The sequence below is a fragment of the Embleya sp. NPDC020630 genome, from assembly GCF_044334985.1.
GTDB lineage: Bacteria > Actinomycetota > Actinomycetes > Streptomycetales > Streptomycetaceae > Embleya.
In genome coordinates this window covers 126195-146987 of record NZ_JBIRUB010000015.1, presented here as the reverse complement: position 1 = coordinate 146987, position 20793 = coordinate 126195, and the positions used below count along the sequence as shown (strand labels likewise).

The window sequence follows — 20793 nt, the reverse complement described above, 5'->3', positions numbered from 1 at the left end:
GACGCGGCTGCGGCCGTGCTCGATCACGGTTGTGGGAAACGCCCTTGGGCTTCGTGGTCCCGGGTGGACGCGATGGCCGTCTGTACTGCCTCCAGTAGGGTTTCCAGGCCCTGGGCCTGTTGCCACTCCTCGGCCGAAAAGTGCCATGTGTGCCGCGATGCCGGGGCTTCGGGCGGGCCGGCGATGACCTCGATGGTTCGCCTCCCCTTCCGGTCGGGGGGCGTGACGCGCAGGGCCGTGTTCCGGATGTGGAAGCGCTTCGGATAGCCGCCGAAGATCTCCAGGATCCGGCCGTCGAATGTGTAGAACTCTCTGCCTGCCCTGGCCGTGATCTCGTCGTTCATGCGGTGACGCTACACGCGGGGATTCGTGGCTGTCAGGAGTCGGAAAGCACCGGGCGATCCCGGCCCGTCGCGCCGCCGCCCCGGGCCATCGTTCCCCGGCCCCGCCCCGACCGGGGGGGTAGCCCCCCCGGTGGATACGGCCACGAGCCCCATCGTCGGTCGGCTGCGTTGCCCGACAAGCTTGTTGCCGACGGGGCGCGGCCCCGAGGTTCACGACGCGAACGAATCGGGGGCTGGGATGAAGCGTGTATATCGGGTGTTGGTGACTGCGGCGACGGCATTGGCGGTGGTCGCGGTGCCCTCGGCCGCGCTTGCCTCGCCCGGGAAGGCGGATCGGGGCGGGCTGCAGAAGGGGCTGGACGAGATCGTCGCGAACGGCGCCGTGGGTGCGGTGATGGAGGTGGGCGGCTACGGCGGCGGCGTGTGGCGGGGCGCCAGTGGTGTCGCCGAGTTGGGTACAACGCGGGAGATGCCGGCGCACGGCCGGTTCCGGGCGGGCAGCATTACGAAGACGTTCGTCGCCACCGTCGTGTTGCAACTCGTGGACAAGGGCTCGTTGCGCCTGGACGACACCGTCGAGAAGTGGCTGCCCGGCGTCGTCCCCGGAGGTCATCGGATCACCGTGCGACAGCTCCTCAACCACACGAGTGGGGTGCCCGACTACCGTGGGACGCTGCCGATGCCACCGACGCCGGAGTTCGAGGCCGACCGGTTCCGGACCTGGTCCGCGACCGAGCTGATCCGGCGGGCGGTGAGCCGGCCGCCGACTTCCGAGACACCCGAACCGGGAACCAAGTACGCGTACTCCAACACCGGTTACCTCCTGCTCGGCGAGATCATCCGGAAGGTGACCGGCCGGTCGTATGCCCGGGAGATCGAGCGCCGGATCATCGAACCGCTGCGGTTGCACGGGACTTCGTTGCCGGGGACGTCCTCGCGTATTCGTGGCCCGCACCCCCACGGGTACATACCGGTTCGGCAGGGCGACGAGACGCGACTCGTCGACTTCACGGAGATGAATCCGTCGCTGATGGGCGCGGGTGGCGAAATGATCTCCACGACCGAGGACCTCAACCGGTTCATGGCCGAACTGGTCGGTGGGCGCCTGCTGCCGCGTCATCTGCTCGACGAAATGAAGACGGCGGGCGTCGAGGGGAAGCAGTACGGGCTGGGACTGCGGTGGCAGGGCACCTCGTGCGGGGTGCCCGTGTACGGCAACGACGGGGATGCACTGGCGTATCAGGCATGGTCGTTCTCCACGGAGGACCGGAGGCGCCAGGTCACGATCGCGCTCACGCCCGACTTCCGTGGTGATCCCGACGATGCCGTGAAAGCCCTTCTGGACAGGGCGATCTGCGGCTGACCGTCACAACGATGGTCGCCCGGGGGCGGGTCGGCTTCGGCGGGGAGCCGGCCGCCGACCTGGTCGCCGCGCAAGCGCCCGTGCCGCGAGGCCCGTTGCCCGCTGTCGAGCCGCCGTGAGAAGATCAAGGTTTTGAGCAAATCATCAAGTTCTGGGAACGTGCGAACGGCAGGTGGCGTTGATGTACACACCAGAGTCGGCGGAAGCCCGCATCGAGGATACGAGCAACATCCTGGTCGCGCCTTCGGTGTTGCATGACGACGACTCGGTCAGAGATTTCTTCGGATCCACGATCACGCCCGAGGATCTTGCCTCCGGTTCGCCCGATCTCACGCAGAAGACTGTCTATCTGTGTGGCGACATATCCGGGATCGGCAGCCGTCAACTGCGAGCGGCTGCCCGGGTATTCGTCATCAGGGAGCTGTCACACGGCTTCCACGAGGGCGTCGACGAACCCTGGGCGCTCGTCGACCTCGGCCGGGTTCCCCTCCGGGTGCACGGCATCGGCGTGTACTACCGCCGCTTTTTCGGGCTCGGCGGCGATCACTTCGGGCGGATCCGTACCGAGCACGCGTTCCAGTCCCTGACGGAGTCCACCAAGCCTGGGACGGCGCACCGCAGCGGCATCTATCTGACGCCCGTCACACAGGACGGTGACGAGCTACATTTCCGCCTGCTCCGGTGCTCCACGAATCTCTCGGGCCCGACCGAGAACTTTCGCGCGACCGACACGCACATCGTCGAGGCCCTGAACCGTGAGGCCGCCACCGTCTTCCGGGACCAGGCACCACTGAACCACGTCCTCGCCCAGACCTACCACAACACCCTTGCCACGGCCGAGCGCAAGCAGTCCAAGGCCAAGATCTCGGCCCACGCCGACAAGACCAAGGACATGCCGGTCAATGGCATCATGGCCTTTTGTACTTTCTATGACGAGCTGGACAAGCTGCATCCTCTGGCCGAAGACGCGTTCGACTACGGCGTGAAGGGTGTCAGCGGCCTGACCAAACTCCGCTTTCACCTCAAGGAGCCGACCGAAGGGCGCGATGGGGTCGCACTCCCCTCGCAGTTCACGCTGACCCTCCATCCCGGCTCCGTGTTCTTCATGCCGTTGTCCACCAACCGCCTGTATACACACGAGATTCGGCCCTCGACGTTGGATGCCGAACTCCTCCCGACCCGCCTGGGATACGTGGTGCGCTGTTCGAGCGCCGAAGCCGTTCACAAGAACGGCCACACGTTCCTCAAAGTGGCCGAAGACTTGGTGAAGTTGGCTCCACCCACGCCGGCCGGCATGGACGAGCTGCGCAGGCTGTACGCAGAGGAGAACCGGACCACGTCCTTCATCGACTACGGTGACCAGTTTCTTTTCAGCATGAACACGGGAGACTACGTTGCCCCGCACGTCTAGAATCCCGGACGAGATCCTCTCCTGCACTTTGTCAACCGACGAGAATCTCTTTGCGGAGCTGTCCGCGTCGGCTCATTGGGAAGACATCGGAAAAGGCCGGCGAGGCGCCGTGCTGACCAAGGTCGACGATGCCGGCGGTGTACCCCTCGTACGTACCACCACTCGGTACGGCAGCCCGGCGCAGCGTTTCCGAGCGGTGCACGAACGGCTGGCACAGGGGATTCAAGAGCGCGCGGCGCTTTCGGCCGATTTCAACAACGCTCTCATCGAGATCTACACGAACGCCTACACGACCATGGGCAGCCACTCCGACCAGGCCCTCGATCTCGCCGACGAGTCGTTTATCGCCGTCTTTTCCAGCTACCGGTATCCCGATGCAAGCCCGCCGAGGAAGCTGATCTTCGAGACAAAGGGGCCCGGCGGCGAGAGGTTCGAGATTCCTCTCGCCCACAACAGTATCGTCGCTTTTTCTGTCGACTCGAATCGGCGATTCAAACACAAAATCGTATTGGAAACGCCGGCCCAACAGGCGGATAATCAATGGTTGGGCGTAACGTTTCGCACGTCCAAAACCTTCGTTCGTTTTCACGACGGACACGCATACCTTTCGCAGGGCGCGCGTCTCATGTCGGCCGACGATGAGCAGAGGCAAGAGTTCTACCACCTGCGGCGCCGCGAGAACAACGAAACGGACTTCACCTATCCCCTGCTGTCCTACACCATCAGCGAGAGCGATCTGATGCCGCCGGTCTGACCGTACGAGTTCGCGCTGCGCGGGTCGTCCGGGTCGACCGATACACGGTAACCGGGAGCCGCTTGCGCTGCATCGACGACACGGGGTTCACCGCGACGGGCGACGTCCGGGACGGAGTGCTCTACCACGAACACCTCGTGCTGTACCGGGAGCGGACGTCGCCGTGATGGTCGACGGCGGGCTTACCGCGCGCTGAGCGGTCGCGAGAAGGGCGGCACGAGGTGCTCGGCCGGTGCGGTCGGTCAGGCGGCGAGGCGGCGTGCGAGGGTCGGGATGACGATCGTGGCGGCGACGAGGTGCGTCACGGCGAGGAGTGCCTTCGTCGACGGAGCGGCGTCGATGACGATGTCGGGGACGACCGACAGTGCGGTGAGCGCCAGGGTGGTCCGGACGAAGGTGCGGCGCGGGGTGCGTGCCCGACGGTTGAGGACGGCGGCGAGCGCGAGGCCGAACAGCGAGAAGACGGCGGTCAGCACGGCGAAGCCGGTGACGGGAATCGGTGATCCGTCGATGTCGAGGCTGATGCCGGCGGCGTTGCCCACAGCGGCGACCACGGGGGTCGCGGCGGCGGCGAGTGCGATCGCCGGAATGCCGGTGCGGACGAGCGAGCGAGGCGCGACGGCGGGAGCGGTGGTGGGGGCGGTGGTGGGGGCCGTGATGGTCATGGTGTCCTCTTCGGTGCGATCTGCCAACGGTGATGTACGCGATGCAGGTAAGACCCGCTCCGCCGCCACAACTCATCGGTCACCCGGGAAACAACTTTTGCGAACCTCGAAGACACAGCTCGGTCGACGTGGCACCAGCGGGTTCCTCCGCCGAATTCGATGCCCAGGGACGTGCGGAAGGGGCTGACCAGCGGCAGGGAGATGCGTCGGAGGCGGACGCGCTCGATCCTCATCGTCCCTCGCCTCGGGTGAGGACGTAACCGCATGCCGCGCGGTCGAAGTCGACCAGTCGGGCGCCGTCGGCCGGCAGGGTGCCCAGGGTGTCCCGTCAGCCGATCCGACTCGTCGGCGGCGTTGAGTCCGTCCGACAGGGGGCCGTAGTAGTCGGGCAGGTACGTGTCCGCCGTGCCGCCGAGTTTGTGGAGGTTGAAGTGGGCGTTGCGGGCGACGAGCGGGTCGAAGGTCCAGGTGATGTGATCGACGCCGTGTTCCAGGGCGTGCGCGCGCTGGTCCAGTTTGAGCGCGTAACCGACATCGCGTCCGCGAGCGGTGACGTGAACGCCCGCGATGTGGCTGTGCATTCCGGGTCGGCCGGGTGGGCCCCACAGGCCGATGCACGCTCCGAGCAGCCGATCGTCGCCCTCCGCCTCCTCGAAGGCACCCACCACGTGGAACTCCGATGTCCTCCCGGCGATGTGTGGAAGCGGGCCACGGCGGCGGTCACCGAGATGCACACCGAACTGCTGGGCGCGGTTCTGGCCGACCCGGACCTGGACCTCCACGAACTCGCCGCACTGTCCCGGGACACCGAGTCGGCGGTGCTCGGCCCGTTCGCGGTAACACGCGTGGACCACGGCCCCTACCGCAGTGTCCCGGAACGGATTCTGTCCGTCAGCCGGACACTTCCGGATGCCGTCGCGGTGCATTGGTACCCATCCTCGTCGCCGACGGCCTCGCCTTCCTGATTCGGGCCCTGTCGCGCAAGGCAAAAGGGCAACCGACGACTACGCCCCACCTGTCGTGCGCCCGGCCCCGCCACGGTCCCGGGTCGAAGGCGTCCGCATGGGAACCGGACGTCTCGTGTGGCGGGATGTGTGGCGGGGCCGGCCTCAGGCGGGTCCGACAGCGGATTGCGCCTGACCGAAACCATGCTCCGTTACGACAGGTTGTGAAACGGAGCCGAACTGTCTACAGGCCCTGGGCTCGGAAGCTGCCGGCGGGCACGGTCCAGACCATGTTGCCCGTACGAGCGCAGGGTTCGATGTCGAGTCGGGCACCGTTGGTCGCGTTGCCGTTGGGAACGTTGACGCAGAGGCTGGACGCGGGGTTGTACAGGCGGTCGAAGTTGAGGCGACGCCACTCCTGGTTGGCACCGCCGGTGCAGTCCCGAATGGCGAGTTGCGTCCCGGGCAGCAGATTGCCGCCGTCGAGACATTTGGCCTTGGACACGATGGTGCCGTTGGCGATGGTCCACTGTTGTGCCGCGGAGCCGGGGCTGCAGGCGTCGAGTCGTACGGGGGCGCCGTCGACGTCGCCTGCACCGGCGACGTCCATGCACTTGCCGCTGACCCAGTGCACGATCGGACCGGTGCCGGCGAGCGGGGTGACCCCGCCGTTCGGGCTCGATCCGACCGCGGAGGCCGTCGCGCCGGAAAGTACCAGGGCAGCGAAGGAGGTCGCGCAAACCGCTGCCGTGGTGACGAACTTGCTGGCTTTGCTCATTTCCGCCTCTTGGTGGTGGTTCGGTTCTCGGTACGGGCCGTCGCGGCGACCGAGGGCACACCCTGGGCGTTGTGCGGGTACACGATGTGGTCCTGCCCGTCCGGCGCGAACCGGGCCCGACCCAGCCGCATTTCCCTCACCCACCGGCAGATGCCGGACACACGGAGGTTGCCTCCCTCGGGTTCGTTGACGGCCTCTGGCACCGTAGGCGGATCCGAATCACCGTCACCAGAAGAGTTCAGGACAATCCCCACCCCACGGGAACCTCCCATATCACGGGAACTGCGACGCGATGCCTGCCTTCGACCCAATGGACCCGATGGTCAACAGGTCGACAGGACAAGGTTGTTCGGCATGTCGTGGGAGAAGGTTCGAGATGCGACTCACATCTTCGCCGCGGACAAACCTCGTGACGTGGATCGATCGGCACGGGATGATGCCTCGGACGCCCGGCCGAACCCGTGCGGCCGACGCGGATCGGCGCCGGCACACGATGCGGGCGGTCCGAACTCATCGACAGGAGAACCTGCTTCGTGCTGTGCCCGTTCTGTGGTGGACGACCCGTCGTTTCCGCCGCGCCCGCGTTCGGCACACCGGCCCCGACCTTCGCACCCTACGCCGTCGAACACGCGACGGCAGGAGACCCCGTCCTCCCCGGCGCCCCCAACACACCGCCCCCGCTCAGGCTTGGGTAACACCCGCGTCGGCGGAAACACGAAGCCGGACGTGGTGCTCGACGCCGCAGTTCGCACCGCGACGGGTCGTCTGCGGCGTCACGCCCAGGCGTGAGACACGGGTGGCGGCTGACGCCGTGCTCACCTGCACGGTGGCCTCCATCGGCTCCGCCGTCAGACCCGCGTCGAGGACGCTCCCGACCCGGGCGGAGCCCTCCCGGACGGGCGACAGGGTTACCTTGGGCTCCTGGCACGATCCGGCCCGACACAGCCGTATCGAGATGTCGGTGACCCGATCAGCCACTTCGGAGCCGATGTCGATGCTCACCGGCACCCGCCAATCGGCGGTGCACACGGTTTCGGGGGCGGAGCCCGTGCAGCCCCCGAGGGTGATCGCCATGCCGGAAGCGACCACGGCTCGTAACAAGGTGGAGTGCACCGTTCGTACCTCTCGGGTGACCTGGGCTGCGCCGCGGGATCGTCGGGTCCGTTGATCCTGGCAGCGCGCGTCCGAGGTTGTTGCGGGGGCGGGTCATCGGGGACGGCGGGTCGCCGGCTCGGCGGCTTTGGAAAAAGTTTGGGGGGAGTGGGAACCCCCGGGGCCGTCGGGCGTCTGGATGGCTGTCGTCGGATGGTGGCGGCCTCGGCCCCGTGTGTTCCTGGCTCGGGGATCCGGGTGGTTGATGGTCCTTGAGGAGAATGGTGACTATTCGTTCGCCGCGTGTTTCGGGTTCCGTGATCGGCTCCCCGCCGGGTGGTCGTCGAGGTCGGGTTCGGGTCGGTCGGGTGTTCGGGGCCGGGTTGTTGGCGGCGGCCTCCGCTGTGGTGTTGGCGCAGGGGGTGGCCGTGGCCGACGAGGGCGCGGCGCCTGGGTCGGCCGGCCGGGTTCCGCCGGCCACCGCCCCGCCGACCGCCGCCCCGCCCGCCACCGCCCCGCCGGCGACCAGGGCGCCGAGCGCCGTACCGCCCAGCTCGTCGCCCCGGGGCGAGCGGTCGACCATTGCCCCGACGCCGTCGGGCGCGGTCTCGGGTGGGCGCGAAGGTGTGCCGTCCACTCCGCCGACGACGGCGCCTCGACTGGCGGAAACCGGGGGCGACGACAAGACCGCCTGGTACATCGGCGGCGCGGGCGGCCTGCTGCTCCTCGGAGGCGGGGCCGTGGTGGCCGGCCGGCGGCGCGGGCGAACCGCGGTCTGACCGGTGCGGGAACCGGCCGGTGCGCCGGGGATGTCCTTGTCCCCGGTACACCGGCCGTGCACCCGGTGCCGAGTATGGCGCCGGTGGTTCATCGGTTCGCGTCCGAGGAGTTCACGGCCATCCAGGAATCCCACATCAGGGTCCGATACGACCCGACCCCGCCCTCTCGGGTACCGCCCGCCGAGGCCCCGCCGCCCCGGCGGCGGGCCTTCGGCCTGTTCCGGCGCCGGCCCCGGGAGGCGGGCGAGCCGCCCCCGACGATGACGCAGCTCTATCACGCGCATCGGATCCGGTTGGTGCGCCTGGCCACGTTGTTGGTGGACGACCAGGAGACGGCGGAGGACGTCGTCCAGGAGGCGTTCACCGCCGCCTTCCGACGGTACGGCGCACGGCTGGGCGAGCTGGACGACCCGCCCGCGTATCTGCGGCGTTGTGTGGTCAACGGCGCACGATCGGTATTGCGCCGCCGACGTACCGCCCGGGCCTGGGTACCGCCGGTACTGCCGCCGGTGGCCTCGCCCGAGGACGACGCGCTTCGCGCGGAGCGCGATCGGCGACTGCGCCAGGCATTGGCACAGCTCACCCGGCGGCAGCGCGAGGTACTGGTGTTGCGCTATTGGGAGAACCTGAGCGAGAGCGAGATCGCCGGCACGCTGGGGATACCGTCCGGCACCGTGAAATCCACCGCGAGTCGCGGGTTGACCGCGCTGCATCGGCTGCTGAGGGAGGAGGACACGTGAACCGACGCCGTGACCGTGGCGAACCCCTGCGCTCGGGGGTACCGGAACACGCGGCTTTGGAAACGGAGTTGCGAGACTGGATGGCCCGACGGGCCGATGCCGTGACACCCGCGACGCTCCGTGCGCGCGAGGTACCGCTGCCGGCCGCGTCGGCGCGTCGGCTGCGTGTTCCGTTGCGGCCTGCGGCGGCGGCGATCGTGGTGGCCGCGGCGGCTTGGATGGTGACGGGGTCGACCTCGACGCCGGACGGCCCGCGCCCCGTGACCGTACCGCCGGCCGTGCCCGCGCCGCCCACCGGCGCACCCGTCGAGAGTACGCCGCCGAGCACCGGCGCGCCGAGCCCGTCCACGGCCGCCACGACGCCGCCGACGAGAGCGGCCGGGTCGAACTCCCCGACGCCCCCGGAGACGATCCCCGGGTCCGACCGCCGGACCACTCCCCCGGAGAACCAACCGCCACGCACCGCACCGCCCTCCGGTCCCGCGGGTGGTCGGCGTACCGGCTGAACCGTGCGCCCGGGTGAACGTGACGAGGTCGCCGGCTCCCGGACGGCGACCTCGTCCGTCCCGCGCGGAGCCCACCCGGCCGGGCGGCACCGCGCCGTCCGTCAGGCGAAGGCCGCCGTCCAGTCGACCGTGACGCCATGTACGTACGCCTCGGCCAGTGCGGCCAGGAACCGGCCCATCCCGCCGTCCTCGTTGCGGAGCGTGGCCAGCAACACGGCCGGGCGGCCCAGCTCCTCGGCGGTGTCCTGGATCCCGACCGAGAGCACCGGTTGCGCGCTGCACTCGACGAAGAGCCGGTGGCCGTCGGCGACCAGCGCGCGGACCGCGTCGTCGAAGCGCACCGTCTGACGCAGGTTGCGGTACCAGTACTCCGCGGTCAACTCGTCGGTCTCCACCGGCCCTCCGGTCACCGTCGAGTAGAACGGCACGTCGCTGCGGGCCGGTTCGATCCCGGCCGCCAGGTCGAGCAGCGTCTCGCGCAGATCCTCCACGTGCGGGGAGTGTGCCGCGAAGTCCACTCCGGGTACTCGCCAGCGCATCATCCGGGCCGCGGACAGCGCGGCGCCGAACTCCTTCATCGCCGCCACGTCGCCCGAGACCGTCATGGTGGCCGGGCCGTTCACCGCCGCGACCGCCAACACGCCGTCCCAGTCGGCCAGCATCGTCCGCACGCGGTCGTTGGGGGCCAGTACGGTCAACATCTCGCCGCGGCCCCGAATCGCGGTCAGAGCGCGGCTGCGCAGCGCCACGATCCGCGCCGCGTCCGCCAGGGACAACGCTCCCGCGATGTGCGCGGCCACGATCTCGCCCTGGGAGTGGCCGACGGTCGCGGCCGGTCGCACGCCGAAGCGGCACCACAGGCGGGCCAGCGACACCATCATCGAGAACAGCACGGGTTGCACGACATCCACCCGGTCCAGCGGCGGAGTATCCGGGGCTCCCCGCAGAACGTCCTCCAGGGACCAGTCCACGTGCGGCGCCAGCGCCTCCGCACAGGCCCGGATCTCGTGGGCGAATTCGGGGCAGGTGTCCAGGAGTGCCACCGCCATGCCGACCCACTGGGTGCCCTGGCCCGGGAAGACGAACACCGGCCGGGAATCCGCCTGTGCCTGCCGGGTCGCCTGCCCGGTGAACACGTTCGGCGCGGCCTGTTCGTCGACGAGCGCCCGTACCCCGGCGACCAGTTCGGTCCGGTCGCCGCCCAGCACGACGGCCCGGTGCTCGTGGGTCGCGCCGGCCGCCACGAGGGATCGGCCGACTTCGGCGACATCGGCGGCGACGTCGCGCGCCGCGTCGGATTCCAGTCTGGACAGCAGGCGGGCGGCCTGGCCGCGCAGGCCCGCCGCGCTGCGCCCGGACAACACCCACGGCACGGTGCCGGCCGCGGCACCGATCCGAACGTCTTGAATGGCCGGCTTGCTCACGAGCACTCCTCGTCGGTGCCGAACGGTGGACTGTGCGTGCTTCGCAAGATATCCACGAGGCCGCGTCTTCGGCCCACCGCGCGGTAATCGGGACGCCCGGACACGATTACCGACTGATTACCGAACGCGCGTGAAATCGTGGAAGGCTGCCGAGCCCCAGCCGCGCCGGCTTTCCAGTACGGAGGCTATCCGTGTCGGGCAATCCGATATCGCAGGCGAGTAATCCTGCGCAGACATCCGCGCGCACATCCGCGCACTCCCTCGTGCACCCGTCCACTCTGTCGAGAGTGCACTCACCTGCGCACTCTCTCGCGCACACACCGAAGCACACTTCGCAGCACACTTCCAAGCGCACTCCGAAGCGCAGTCCGAAGCGCCCTCCGAAGCACGCACCCGAGCAGACACCGGTGTGCCCGCCGACCGCGTCCGCCCATTCCCGGTCCGGTCCCCCGCACTTCGGGAAAACGATTGTGCGCCGACCGGTCATCCGACTTCGACCCGCGACGCCGACATGGTGACCCGGGAGACCCGCCCGAACTCCGCCGGCCGGGCGAACGAGTCCACGGATCCCGAACCATCCCGACTGCCGTCGTTGACGGGACTGCGTTTCGTGGCGGCGCTGCTGGTCTTCACCACGCATGTCCTTTGGTACACCCCTCAGTTGGTCCCGGGCGACACCGGGGACCACCTCCGCAAGACCTTCGCCCTCGCGGGCTCGTACGGCGTCGGCTTCTTCTTCATCCTCAGCGGCTTCGTGCTGACCTGGACCGCGAGCGCGGGCGACACGACCCGGTCGTTCTGGCGCCGCCGCATCGTCAAGATCGGCCCGATGCACCTGGTCACCTTCGGGTTGGCCGCCCTGCTCGTACTGCACACGGATCGGCCGACCCGCGGGGTCGACTGGTTCGCCGCCCTGAGCATGCAGCAGGCGTGGATTCCCGACATCCGGTCCGTGTCGGCGGTCAACGGCGTGGCCTGGTCGCTGTGTTGCGAGTTCTTCTTCTACCTCGCCTTCCCGCTCCTGCATCCCCTCCTGCGCCGCGTCCGCGAGGCGTGGTTGTGGCCGGCGCTGGCCACCGTACTCGCGCTGATCGTGGGGGCATTCCTGGTCGCCACCTTCGTGGTGGACGACCAACCGCGCCTCGCCGCCTTCGCCGTGTCCGGTGACGTGTCGTTCGACCAGGTGTGGTTCGTGTACTTCTTCCCGCCCGTCCGCGCGCTCGAATTCGTCCTGGGCATCCTGCTGGCCCGGATCGTGGCCGCGGGGCGGTGGCCGAATATCGGCCTCGTGCCGGCGTTCGCGATCGCCGTCGCCGGCTACGTGATCGTGCAGTACGAACCGTATCTGGCGGGCACCGCCGGGGTCGCGACGGTGTGGACCGCGCCGCTGATCGCCTCCGCGGCGGTGGCGGACCGCCGGCGCACCGCCTCGGTGTTCCGCAGACCGACGATGGTCCTGCTGGGCGAACTCTCCTTCGCCTTCTACATGGTCCACTGGATCGTCATCGGCGCGGCCGCCGACTGGATCGGGCCCACCCGTACCTTCTCGTCGACAACCGGCGCGCTGCTGATCGTCCCGCTGTTCCTGGTGGCGCTCGCGTGTTCCTTCGTCCTCTATCGCTTCGTGGAGGTGCCGCTGGTGCGACGCTTCGGACGGCACCGAGCGAATTCCGTCAAGGCCGCCGGATTTTCCTCCCGGGTGACGACACCGCTGAGTACGGACGGCCTCGGCGTGACGAAATAGCGAACGCGCCGTCTTCCAAACGATCCGAACAACCGTTGTTTTCCGGGTTCCGCGCAGTGCGGCACGGGTGGCGTCAGGTAAGCGCCGAGCACGCGAGATCCGAGGTCTGGCGGAGGCGGTGTCCTACCGTCTCCGCCCGTTCCCGGGCGGCGAATCACACCACATCGCGCAAGTCGGCCGCTCTCGCCCACCGGCCGGTAATCCTGTTCCGAGCGTGCGGTTACCGGATGATTACCCCCCACGAGAGAAACCGTGCCAGGCTGCCGACACCCAGTCGCGTCCGCTTTCCGGTACGGAGGCAACTCGTTGTCGGGCTATTCGATATCGCAGGCCACCATTCCCGCGCCACGACAGATAACGTCCACCTATTCCCTGCTCCACCTACTTCATCCCGTCGACGATTCCGTACTCCACTTACCGGCGACGAACCCGCAGCTGATCGAGGAGGTCGTCGCCCGCGTCGGCTCCGGGGCGACCGGTTGGGCCATCGAGAACAGCCGGCTGTTACTCGCCGAGTTGGCCGAGGAACCGTTCGCCCGCTTCGATCGCAAGTCGTGCAGTGAAACCCGGTTGGTCGAGGCGATCGCACTGTGGGTCGTCCTGCGGCTCAGCGGCGTGCGGTCCATCACCGGTCTGCTCTCCGCCGAACTCACCAACGCCATCCGGGAACGGATCGCCGACAACACGACCGTCGACCTCCTGCTCCGCTACGTCCGGGCCACGCACGCGAACTTCACCCGCGAGTTGTTCGAGTTCCGCGAGACGATGATCCCCGCCGAGGACCAGCCGGCCATGATGCGCTCCATCTCGGCCGACCTGTTCGAGGGCATGGAGACCCTGTCCGCTTCGGTGACCGAGAAGTTCGCCACCGAACGCAACCGCTGGTTCGCCGGATCCGTGGGCGAGCGCTTCGAGTTGGTCTCGGCGATCCTCAAGGGCAAGCCGATCGACACCCGCAAGGCCCTGCACCAGCTGCGCTATGACCTGACGCTGCATCACGTCGCACTGATCCTGTGGCAGGACGAGATCACCCCGGACAGCAGACGCGACCTGGAGACGACCGCGCTGCGCCTGCTCGACCAGGTGGGCTGCTCCTCGATGCTGCTGCTTCCGGCCGGCCCGGGACGCCTGTGGGCATGGGGTGGGCGCGCCACCGACCATCCGGGCGAACTGCGGCGCTCCGCCAAGCCGATGGACCTGCCCGCACACGTGCATGTCGCCTCGGGGCTGCCCGGCGACGGCATCGCGGGCTTCCGGCGCTCGCACCAGCAGGCGATCACCGCCGAGCGGGTCGGCCGCATCACCGAGCCCGGCCCGTCGAGGTTGTGCGACTACGGCGACCTGGAACTGGTCATCCTGCTCGGCAACGACGCCGATGCCGCCGCCGACTTCGTACGCCGCGAACTCGGACCGCTCGCCGCCGACAACCGCACCATGGCCGCGTTGCGCGAGACCGTGCGGTGCCTGCTGGACAACGAGCGGGGTGTGGCGACCACGGCCAAACACCTGCACATCGCGAAGAACACCGTGGTGTATCGGGTCAAGAAGGCGGAGCAGTTGCTCGGGCGGTCGTTGCGCGAGGACCACCTGCGCCTGCACTTCGCGCTGTATCTGGCGGAGCGGCTCGGCTCGTCCGTACTGGCCAAACAGGGCCCTGCGGCGGGACTGGAACACTCGATTCGGGCGGTGTCCTCATGAGCGGTGGTGGGCGCGGGATGAACGGCGGTCGGGAGACGGACGGCGGTCAGGGGACGAACGGCGGTCGGGACATGAACAAGGACGAGAAGCTGCTCGACTATCTCAAGTGGGTCACCGCCGACCTGCACAAGGCCCGAACCCGGGTCGAGGAGTTGGAGTCGAGCCGAACGGAACCCATCGCGATCGTGGGCATGGGCTGCCGCTACCCCGGGAACGTGTCCACGCCCGAGGAGTTGTGGCGCCTGGCCGCCGACGGCGTCGATGCGATCTCGGGTTTTCCCACCGACCGCGACTGGGACGTCGAGGGCGGATACGACCCGGACCCCGACGCCATGGGCAAGTTCTACGCACGGGAAGGCGGATTCCTCGACGACGTCAAGGGATTCGACGCGGCCTTCTTCGGCATCTCGCCGCGTGAGGCACTGGCGATGGACCCCCAGCAGCGACTGCTCCTGGAGACCACCTGGGAGGCCATCGAACGGGCCCGGATGGACCCGCGGTCCCTGCGCGGCAGCGACACCGGGGTGTTCGTCGGCGTGATGTACACCGGCTACGCCTCGACGGTCAGCGCGTCGGCGACCGGCATCGAGGGCTACGCGATGACGGGAATGTTGACCAGCGTCGCGTCCGGTCGGCTCTCTTACGTCCTGGGTCTGGAGGGGCCGACGGTCAGCATGGACACGGCCTGCTCGTCGTCCCTGGTGTCCATCCACCACGCCGTCACCGCGCTGCGCAACGGCGAGTGCTCGCTGGCGCTCACGGGCGGCGCGATGGTGATCCCGGTACCGGACGGCTTCGTCGAGTTCTCCCGGCAGCGCGGACTCGCGCCCGACGGCCGCTGCAAGGCGTTCGCGGCGGCGGCGGACGGCACCGGGTTCTCCGAGGGTGTCGGGATGTTGGTGCTGGCCCGGCTGTCCGACGCGCGGCGGCTCGGCCATCCGGTGCTCGCGGTGATCCGGGGCAGCGCGGTGAACTCCGACGGCGCGTCCAACGGCCTGACCGCGCCGAGCGGTCCGGCGCAGCAGCGGGTGATCCGTCGCGCACTGGCGAACGCCGGCCTCTCCCCTGCCGAGGTCGACGTCATCGATGCGCACGGCACGGGCACGATGCTCGGCGACCCGATCGAGGCGCAGGCGCTGTTGGCGACGTACGGGCAGTCGCGGCCGGCCGGCGAGCCGCTGTTGTTGGGCTCGTTGAAGTCGAACATCGGACACACGCAGGCCGCCGCGGGGGTGGCCGGGGTGATCAAGATGGTCATGGCCATGCGCCACGGGGTGGTGCCCAAGACGCTGCACGTGGACGCGCCGACACCCGCGGTGGACTGGTCGTCCGGGGCGATCGAGCTGGTCACGGAGCAGCGCGCGTGGCCTTCGACCGGGCGGCCGAGGCGGGCGGCGGTGTCGTCGTTCGGGGTGAGCGGGACGAACGCGCATCTTGTCGTCGAGCAGGCGCCGGTCGACGATCCGGAGCCGGTGGAGCCGGCGGCCGGGTCGGTGTTGCCGGTGGTTCCGGTGGTGTTGTCGGCGCGGTCCGCCGGCGCGTTGCGGGCGCAGGCGGAGCGGTTGGTGTCCGTGGTGGACGGCGCCGACGGCGCGTCGTTGCCGGATGTGGGCTTGTCGGCGGCGGTGTCGCGGTCGATGTTCGAGCACCGTGCGGTCGTGGTGGCCGGGGATCGGGACGAACTCGTCTCGGGGTTGCGGGCGTTGGCGGCCGGTGAGTCGGCGGCTGGGGTGGTGTCCGGGCCGGTGGGCGAGGGGCGTCTGGCGTTCCTGTTCACCGGTCAGGGGGCACAACGTGTCGGCATGGGGCGGGAGTTGTACGACGCCTTCCCGGTGTTCGCGGCGGCGTTCGACGAGGTATGTGGTCACTTCGACGCCGTGTTGCCCGGGAGGGTGAAGGACGTCGTCTTCGGGGACAGCGAGGGGCTGGATCAGACCGAGTGGACCCAGCCCGCGTTGTTCGCGGTCGAGGTGGCGATGTTCCGGCTGTTGGAATCGTGGGGTGTACGGCCGGACTTCGTGACCGGGCACTCGATCGGGGAGTTGGCCGCCGCGCATGTCGCGGGTGTGCTGAGCCTGGCCGACGCGTGCCGGGTCGTCGCCGCTCGCGGCCGGTTGATGCAGGCGTTGCCGGCCGGCGGGGCGATGGTCGCGGTGCGGGCCACCGAGGCCGAGGTACGCGAACTGCTGCGCGGGCACGAGGACCGGGCCGGGGTCGCGGCGGTCAACGGGCCGGCGTCGGTGGTGATCTCCGGCGCCGAGGACGTGGTCCTCGCGGTCGCGGACGCCTTGCGGGAGCGCGGCCACAAGACGAATCGGCTCACCGTCAGCCACGCCTTCCACTCGCCGGCGATGGATCCGATCCTCGACGAGTTCGCCGGTGTTCTGGATTCGGTCGAACTCGGCGAGCCCGGCGTTCCCATGGCGGCCGACTCGGCCGAGGTGCGCTCGGCGCGGTATTGGGTCGACCATGTCCGCGAGCCGGTGCGCTTCGCGGAGCACATCGCCCGCCTGCGGGAGCAGGGCGTCACGCGGTTCCTGGAGATCGGCCCCGACGGAGTACTCACGGCCCTGGGCCCGGAGACAGCGCCGGACGGGTTGTTCGTCGCCCTCCAGCACCGCGACCGCGCCCAGGCCCGTACGGCTCTCACCGCGCTCGCGCGCCTGCACACCCACGGGCACACCATCGATTGGCGACGCCTGTTCGCCGACACGAACGCCTCGCTCGTCGATCTGCCGACCTACCCCTTCGAGCACCGGCCGTACTGGCTGGACGGAACCTCCCCCGGCGGACGCCGGACCACCGGCCTCGGGTTGATCACGCCGGAGCACCCGCTGCTGACGACCGCCATCGAGCTCGCGGGCGGTGCCGGGCTCGTACTCACCGGTCGGCTCTCCCTGCACACCCATCCCTGGCTCGCCGACCACCGCGTCGACGACACCGTGACGCTGCCCCCGGCGGCTCTGGTGGAGTTGGCGGTCCGGGCCGGCGACGAGGTGGGCTGCTCCGGCGTCGCGGATCTGACGATGCGTGCTCCGCTGGTCGTCCCGGACAGCGGCGGAGTGCAGGTCCAGGTGACCCTGGGGCCGCCCGACGAGGACGGTTGTCGACCGGTCACGATCGGCTCCCGACCGGATCGTGACGAGCCGGGCGCGGCATGGGTGGTGCACTCCGTCGGGCTGCTCACCGAGCCGGCGCCGGCGCCGCTGATCTCGCCGGCCGCCTGGCCTCCGCCCGACGCGGTCCCGGTCGGGCTGGACGACCTCTACGCGCGGCTGGACGGCAAGGGTCGCGCGTATGGGCCGGTGTTCCGGGGGCTGCGGGCCCTGTGGCGGCAGGGGGCGGATCTGTTCGCCGAGGTGCGGCTTCCCGACGACACGGCCCCGGACACGTTCGGGATCCATCCGGCACTGCTCGACGCTGCGCTGCACGCGTTGCTCGCGGTGGGGCAGGACGTCGCCGAGCTGTCGTGGCGCGGGTTCGACCTGTACGCCGCCGGTTCGCGTGCGCTCAGGGTTCGGATCAGGCCCGGGGAGCGGGACGGGTTTCGGGTGTGGTTGGCCGACGAGGCGGGTGAACCGGTCGCCGAGGTGCGTGCGTTGCGGCGTCGGCGGGCCCCCGTCACCCGCCGGCACGACCGGGTGATGGCGAGCTCCCTTTTCCACACGGCGTGGTCGCCGATCACCCTCCCCGACCCGGACGACCTCGACCCGACCGGCTGGGCCGTGCTCGGGGATTCGCCGCCTGTCGGGCACGCGCGACGTATCGGGCAGGTCGCGGAAGCCACCGGGGACGTCCTCGTCGCGATGATCGACGAACCGGCCGGGGCGGATCTGGCGGACGCGGCGCACCGGGCCACCGGGCGCGCGCTGGAACTGGTCCAGGAGGGACTGGCGTTCGGCACCTCCCGCCTCGTGGTGGTGACACGCAACGCGGTCGCCACGCACGAGTACGCGGACGTCGAACTCGGCTCGGCCCCGGTCTGGGGTCTGGTCAGGTCGGCCCAGGTCGAGAACCCGGGGCGGATCACGCTGATCGACGTCGACGACAGCCCGGCCAGCGCCGCACGGCTCGGCGCGGCGATCATGTCCGGGCACGAGCAGGTGGCCATCCGTGGCGGGCACGCGAGTACTCCCCGGTTGGCCAGGGTGTGCCCGGAGGCCGTGGCCGGGCCGGAGTTGAAGCCCGACGGCACGGTCCTGGTCACCGGCGGAACGGGCGCGCTGGGCGCGCTGTTCGCCCGCCACCTGGTCACCGCGTACGGCGTGCGGAACCTGGTCCTGACCAGTCGACGCGGGCCAAACGCGCCCGGGGCGCGGGAGTTGCGGGACGAACTCGCCGCGCTCGGCGCCCGGGTCACCGTCGTCGCGGCCGACATCACCGACCGCGACGCCGTCGACCGGCTGCTCGCCGCGATCCCCTCGGAGCACGCGCTGACGGGGATCGTGCACACCGCCGGTGTCATCGACGACGGCATCGTCACCGCGCTCACGCGCGAACGAGTCGCCTCCGTACTGCGGCCCAAGGTCGACGCCGCGCTGCATCTGCACGAGGCGACCCTCGACGACGACCTGGCCATGTTCGTGCTGTTCTCCTCCGTCGCCGGCGTGGTCGGATCGCCGGGGCAGGCGAACTACTCGGCCGCCAACCAGTTCCTGGACGCGCTCGCGCAACACCGTCGGGCCAACGGGCTGCCGGGCCACTCGCTCGCCTGGGCGGCATGGGCGCAGGAGCACGGCATGGCGTCCCGGCTGTCCGAGGTGGACCGCGGTCGCGCGACGCAGGCCGGGCTGCGGCCGATCGAACCGGCCGAGGGCCCCGACCTGTTCGACGCGGCGCTGGTGACCGTGCACCCGACGACGGTGCCGATGCATCTCGACATCGCCCGGATCGAGCGGCAACCCGGCCCGGTCATGCCCGTGTTGCGTGGCCTGGTGCGCACGTCGGCCCGGCGGATGATCACCGCGACGACTCAAGACACCGGGCACCTCGCGGAGCGCCTGGCCCCGCTCGACGACGCCGGCCGGCGCGAACTCCTGCTCGATCTGGTGCGCGTGGCCGTGGCCGCGATCCTGGGCCACCGCGGCACCGACCACATCACCCCCGGCGTCGTCTTCACCGAGTTGGGCTTCGACTCGCTGACCGCGGTCGAGTTGCGCAACCGGCTGGAGGGCGAGACGGGGCTGCGCCTGCCGCCGACCCTGCTGTTCGACCACAACACCCCGGCGGCACTGATCGGTCGCCTTCTCGCCGAACTCTCCAGTCGAGCCGACTCTCCGGCGCGCTCCACCGTGGACTTCGCGGCCGAGGTGCGGCTGGCCGAGGATGTGGTCCCGGCCGCCGAGGTCGTCGACGTGGTCGCCGATCCGGGGCGGGTGTTCCTCACCGGAGCGACCGGATTCGTCGGCGCCTTCCTGCTCCGGGACCTGATGCGCGAGACCCGGGCCGTCGTGCACTGCCTGGTCCGGGGTGCCGACGAGGCGATCGCGCTGGAGCGGCTGCGGGCGAATCTGAGCTGGTACGGCATCTGGGACGACATCGATCGGGACCGGCTGTCGGTGGTCACCGGCGACCTCGCCGAGCCGCGCTTCGGGCTGGCTGCCGAGCGGTACGAACACCTGGCCCGTGAGGTCGACGTGGTGTACCACGCGGGCGCGACGGTGAACTGGCTGCACCCGTACACGTCGTTGAAGGCGGCCAACGTGACCGGTACGGAGGAGGCGCTGCGGCTCGCGGCGCTGTACCGCACGGTTCCGCTGCACTACGTCTCCAGCACGGGCGTCTTCGCTCGCCCGGCACCCGGCTGCGCCGGGCTGACCCCGCAGGATCCCACCGGGCCGCCGGAGGAGTTGACCAACGGGTACCGGCAGAGCAAGTACGTCGCCGAGAAGGTGATCGGACTGGCCTGGGAACGCGGCCTGCCCGTGTCGATCTACCGCGCCGACGTCGTCTCGGGAGCACAGACCAACGGCGCCTGCCAGACCCGCGACTTCGTCTGGTTGAGCCTGAAGGGCAGCCTCCAGGCCCGGGCGGTGCCGGTGGGGGCGAACGCACTGTTCCCGATGGTGCCGGTGGACTACGTCGCCGCGGCCGTGCTGGCACTGTCGCGCACGACGACCGGGCGCACGTTCCACCTGTTCAATCCCGTGGCGATCGGATTCGCCGACATGGTGGCGCAGTTGCGGGCGTCCGGCCATGTCCTGGACGAGGTGTCCTGGGATGATTTCGTCGCCGGTGTGCGTGCCGATCGGGACAACGCGCTGTTCCCGACGATCGACATCTTCCGGAGCTACATGACGGCGGGCGAGGCGCTGTACATGCGGATGGATGTGGACGCGACGGAGGCCGCGTTGGCCGGTACCGGCATCTCCTGCCCGGAGATCGACGCGGAACTGTTCGGCAGGTACGCGGAGTTCTTCGCCCGGGTCGGGTACTTCCCGACGCCCGCGCGGGTCGGGTAGCCGGGTAGGCGGGTCGGGCCGCCGGGCCCGGCACACGGCACACGGCACACGACCAAGGGTCCGCCGGGGCTTCGAAGCCCCGGCGGACCC

The 20793-nt window shown here is 69.8% G+C and carries 14 protein-coding genes and 1 pseudogene; 10 read left to right on the top strand and 5 right to left on the bottom strand.

The genetic code is table 11. From position 1 onward, the window contains the following. Positions 1 to 23: 23 nt before the first annotated feature. Positions 24 to 344, bottom strand: coding sequence for a hypothetical protein (locus tag ACH4XV_RS36145; RefSeq protein ID WP_395796732.1), 321 nt, complete (start codon positions 342 to 344; stop codon positions 24 to 26). 238 nt (positions 345 to 582) lie between these two features. On the opposite strand from ACH4XV_RS36145, the gene ACH4XV_RS36140 reads away from it, so the two are divergent. The 4 genes and pseudogenes from ACH4XV_RS36140 to ACH4XV_RS36125 all read left to right on the top strand — a co-directional run. Beyond that, on the top strand, positions 583 to 1707 hold the full coding sequence (locus ACH4XV_RS36140) for a serine hydrolase domain-containing protein (protein WP_395796730.1): 1125 nt from the start codon (positions 583 to 585) through the stop codon (positions 1705 to 1707). A 181-nt stretch (positions 1708 to 1888) separates the two neighbouring features. Next, positions 1889 to 3118, top strand: a complete 1230-nt coding sequence (locus tag ACH4XV_RS36135; protein WP_395796728.1) for a hypothetical protein — start codon at positions 1889 to 1891, stop codon at positions 3116 to 3118. Then, positions 3102 to 3872: an alpha-ketoglutarate-dependent dioxygenase AlkB gene (locus ACH4XV_RS36130; protein ID WP_395796726.1), complete on the top strand. Its 771-nt coding sequence runs from the start codon at positions 3102 to 3104 to the stop codon at positions 3870 to 3872. The genes ACH4XV_RS36135 and ACH4XV_RS36130 overlap by 17 nt, the downstream gene beginning before the upstream one ends. 38 nt (positions 3873 to 3910) lie before the next feature. Continuing rightward, positions 3911 to 4039: pseudogene (locus tag ACH4XV_RS36125) on the top strand (Atu4866 domain-containing protein); the annotation flags it as partial. Positions 4040 to 4114: 75 nt separating this feature from the next. Here ACH4XV_RS36125 and ACH4XV_RS36120 read toward each other — a convergent pair. Next, positions 4115 to 4537, bottom strand: a complete 423-nt coding sequence (locus ACH4XV_RS36120) for a DUF6069 family protein (protein WP_395796724.1) — start codon at positions 4535 to 4537, stop codon at positions 4115 to 4117. Between the two features lie 320 nt (positions 4538 to 4857). Between ACH4XV_RS36120 and ACH4XV_RS36115 the strand changes: the two genes are divergently transcribed. Beyond that, positions 4858 to 5502, top strand: coding sequence for a hypothetical protein (locus ACH4XV_RS36115; RefSeq protein ID WP_395796722.1), 645 nt, complete (start codon positions 4858 to 4860; stop codon positions 5500 to 5502). A gap of 223 nt (positions 5503 to 5725) precedes the next feature. On the opposite strand, the gene ACH4XV_RS36110 is transcribed toward ACH4XV_RS36115, so the two are convergent. Both ACH4XV_RS36110 and ACH4XV_RS36105 read right to left on the bottom strand, forming a co-directional pair. After that, a complete protein-coding gene (locus ACH4XV_RS36110) occupies positions 5726 to 6259 on the bottom strand; it encodes an RICIN domain-containing protein (protein ID WP_395796720.1) in 534 nt (177 codons plus the stop codon). A gap of 681 nt (positions 6260 to 6940) precedes the next feature. Continuing rightward, on the bottom strand, positions 6941 to 7372 hold the full coding sequence (locus ACH4XV_RS36105; RefSeq protein WP_395796718.1) for a hypothetical protein: 432 nt from the start codon (positions 7370 to 7372) through the stop codon (positions 6941 to 6943). 347 nt (positions 7373 to 7719) lie between these two features. On the opposite strand from ACH4XV_RS36105, the gene ACH4XV_RS36100 reads away from it, so the two are divergent. Then, positions 7720 to 8130, top strand: coding sequence for an LAETG motif-containing sortase-dependent surface protein (locus ACH4XV_RS36100; protein WP_395796716.1), 411 nt, complete (start codon positions 7720 to 7722; stop codon positions 8128 to 8130). A gap of 83 nt (positions 8131 to 8213) precedes the next feature. Continuing rightward, on the top strand, positions 8214 to 8870 hold the full coding sequence (locus tag ACH4XV_RS36095; protein WP_395796714.1) for an RNA polymerase sigma factor: 657 nt from the start codon (positions 8214 to 8216) through the stop codon (positions 8868 to 8870). 607 nt (positions 8871 to 9477) lie between these two features. On the opposite strand, the gene ACH4XV_RS36090 is transcribed toward ACH4XV_RS36095, so the two are convergent. Next, positions 9478 to 10800: an acyltransferase domain-containing protein gene (locus ACH4XV_RS36090; RefSeq protein ID WP_395796712.1), complete on the bottom strand. Its 1323-nt coding sequence runs from the start codon at positions 10798 to 10800 to the stop codon at positions 9478 to 9480. A gap of 511 nt (positions 10801 to 11311) precedes the next feature. Between ACH4XV_RS36090 and ACH4XV_RS36085 the strand changes: the two genes are divergently transcribed. From ACH4XV_RS36085 to ACH4XV_RS36075, 3 genes are all read left to right on the top strand, one after another. After that, positions 11312 to 12544, top strand: a complete 1233-nt coding sequence (locus ACH4XV_RS36085; RefSeq protein ID WP_395796710.1) for an acyltransferase family protein — start codon at positions 11312 to 11314, stop codon at positions 12542 to 12544. 306 nt (positions 12545 to 12850) lie between these two features. Then, positions 12851 to 14242, top strand: coding sequence for a PucR family transcriptional regulator (locus ACH4XV_RS36080; RefSeq protein WP_395796709.1), 1392 nt, complete (start codon positions 12851 to 12853; stop codon positions 14240 to 14242). A 17-nt stretch (positions 14243 to 14259) separates the two neighbouring features. Then, positions 14260 to 20703 (top strand): thioester reductase domain-containing protein, encoded by a 6444-nt coding sequence (locus tag ACH4XV_RS36075; protein WP_395796810.1) that lies wholly within the window; start codon positions 14260 to 14262, stop codon positions 20701 to 20703. The last annotated feature ends 90 nt before the right edge of the window (positions 20704 to 20793 follow it).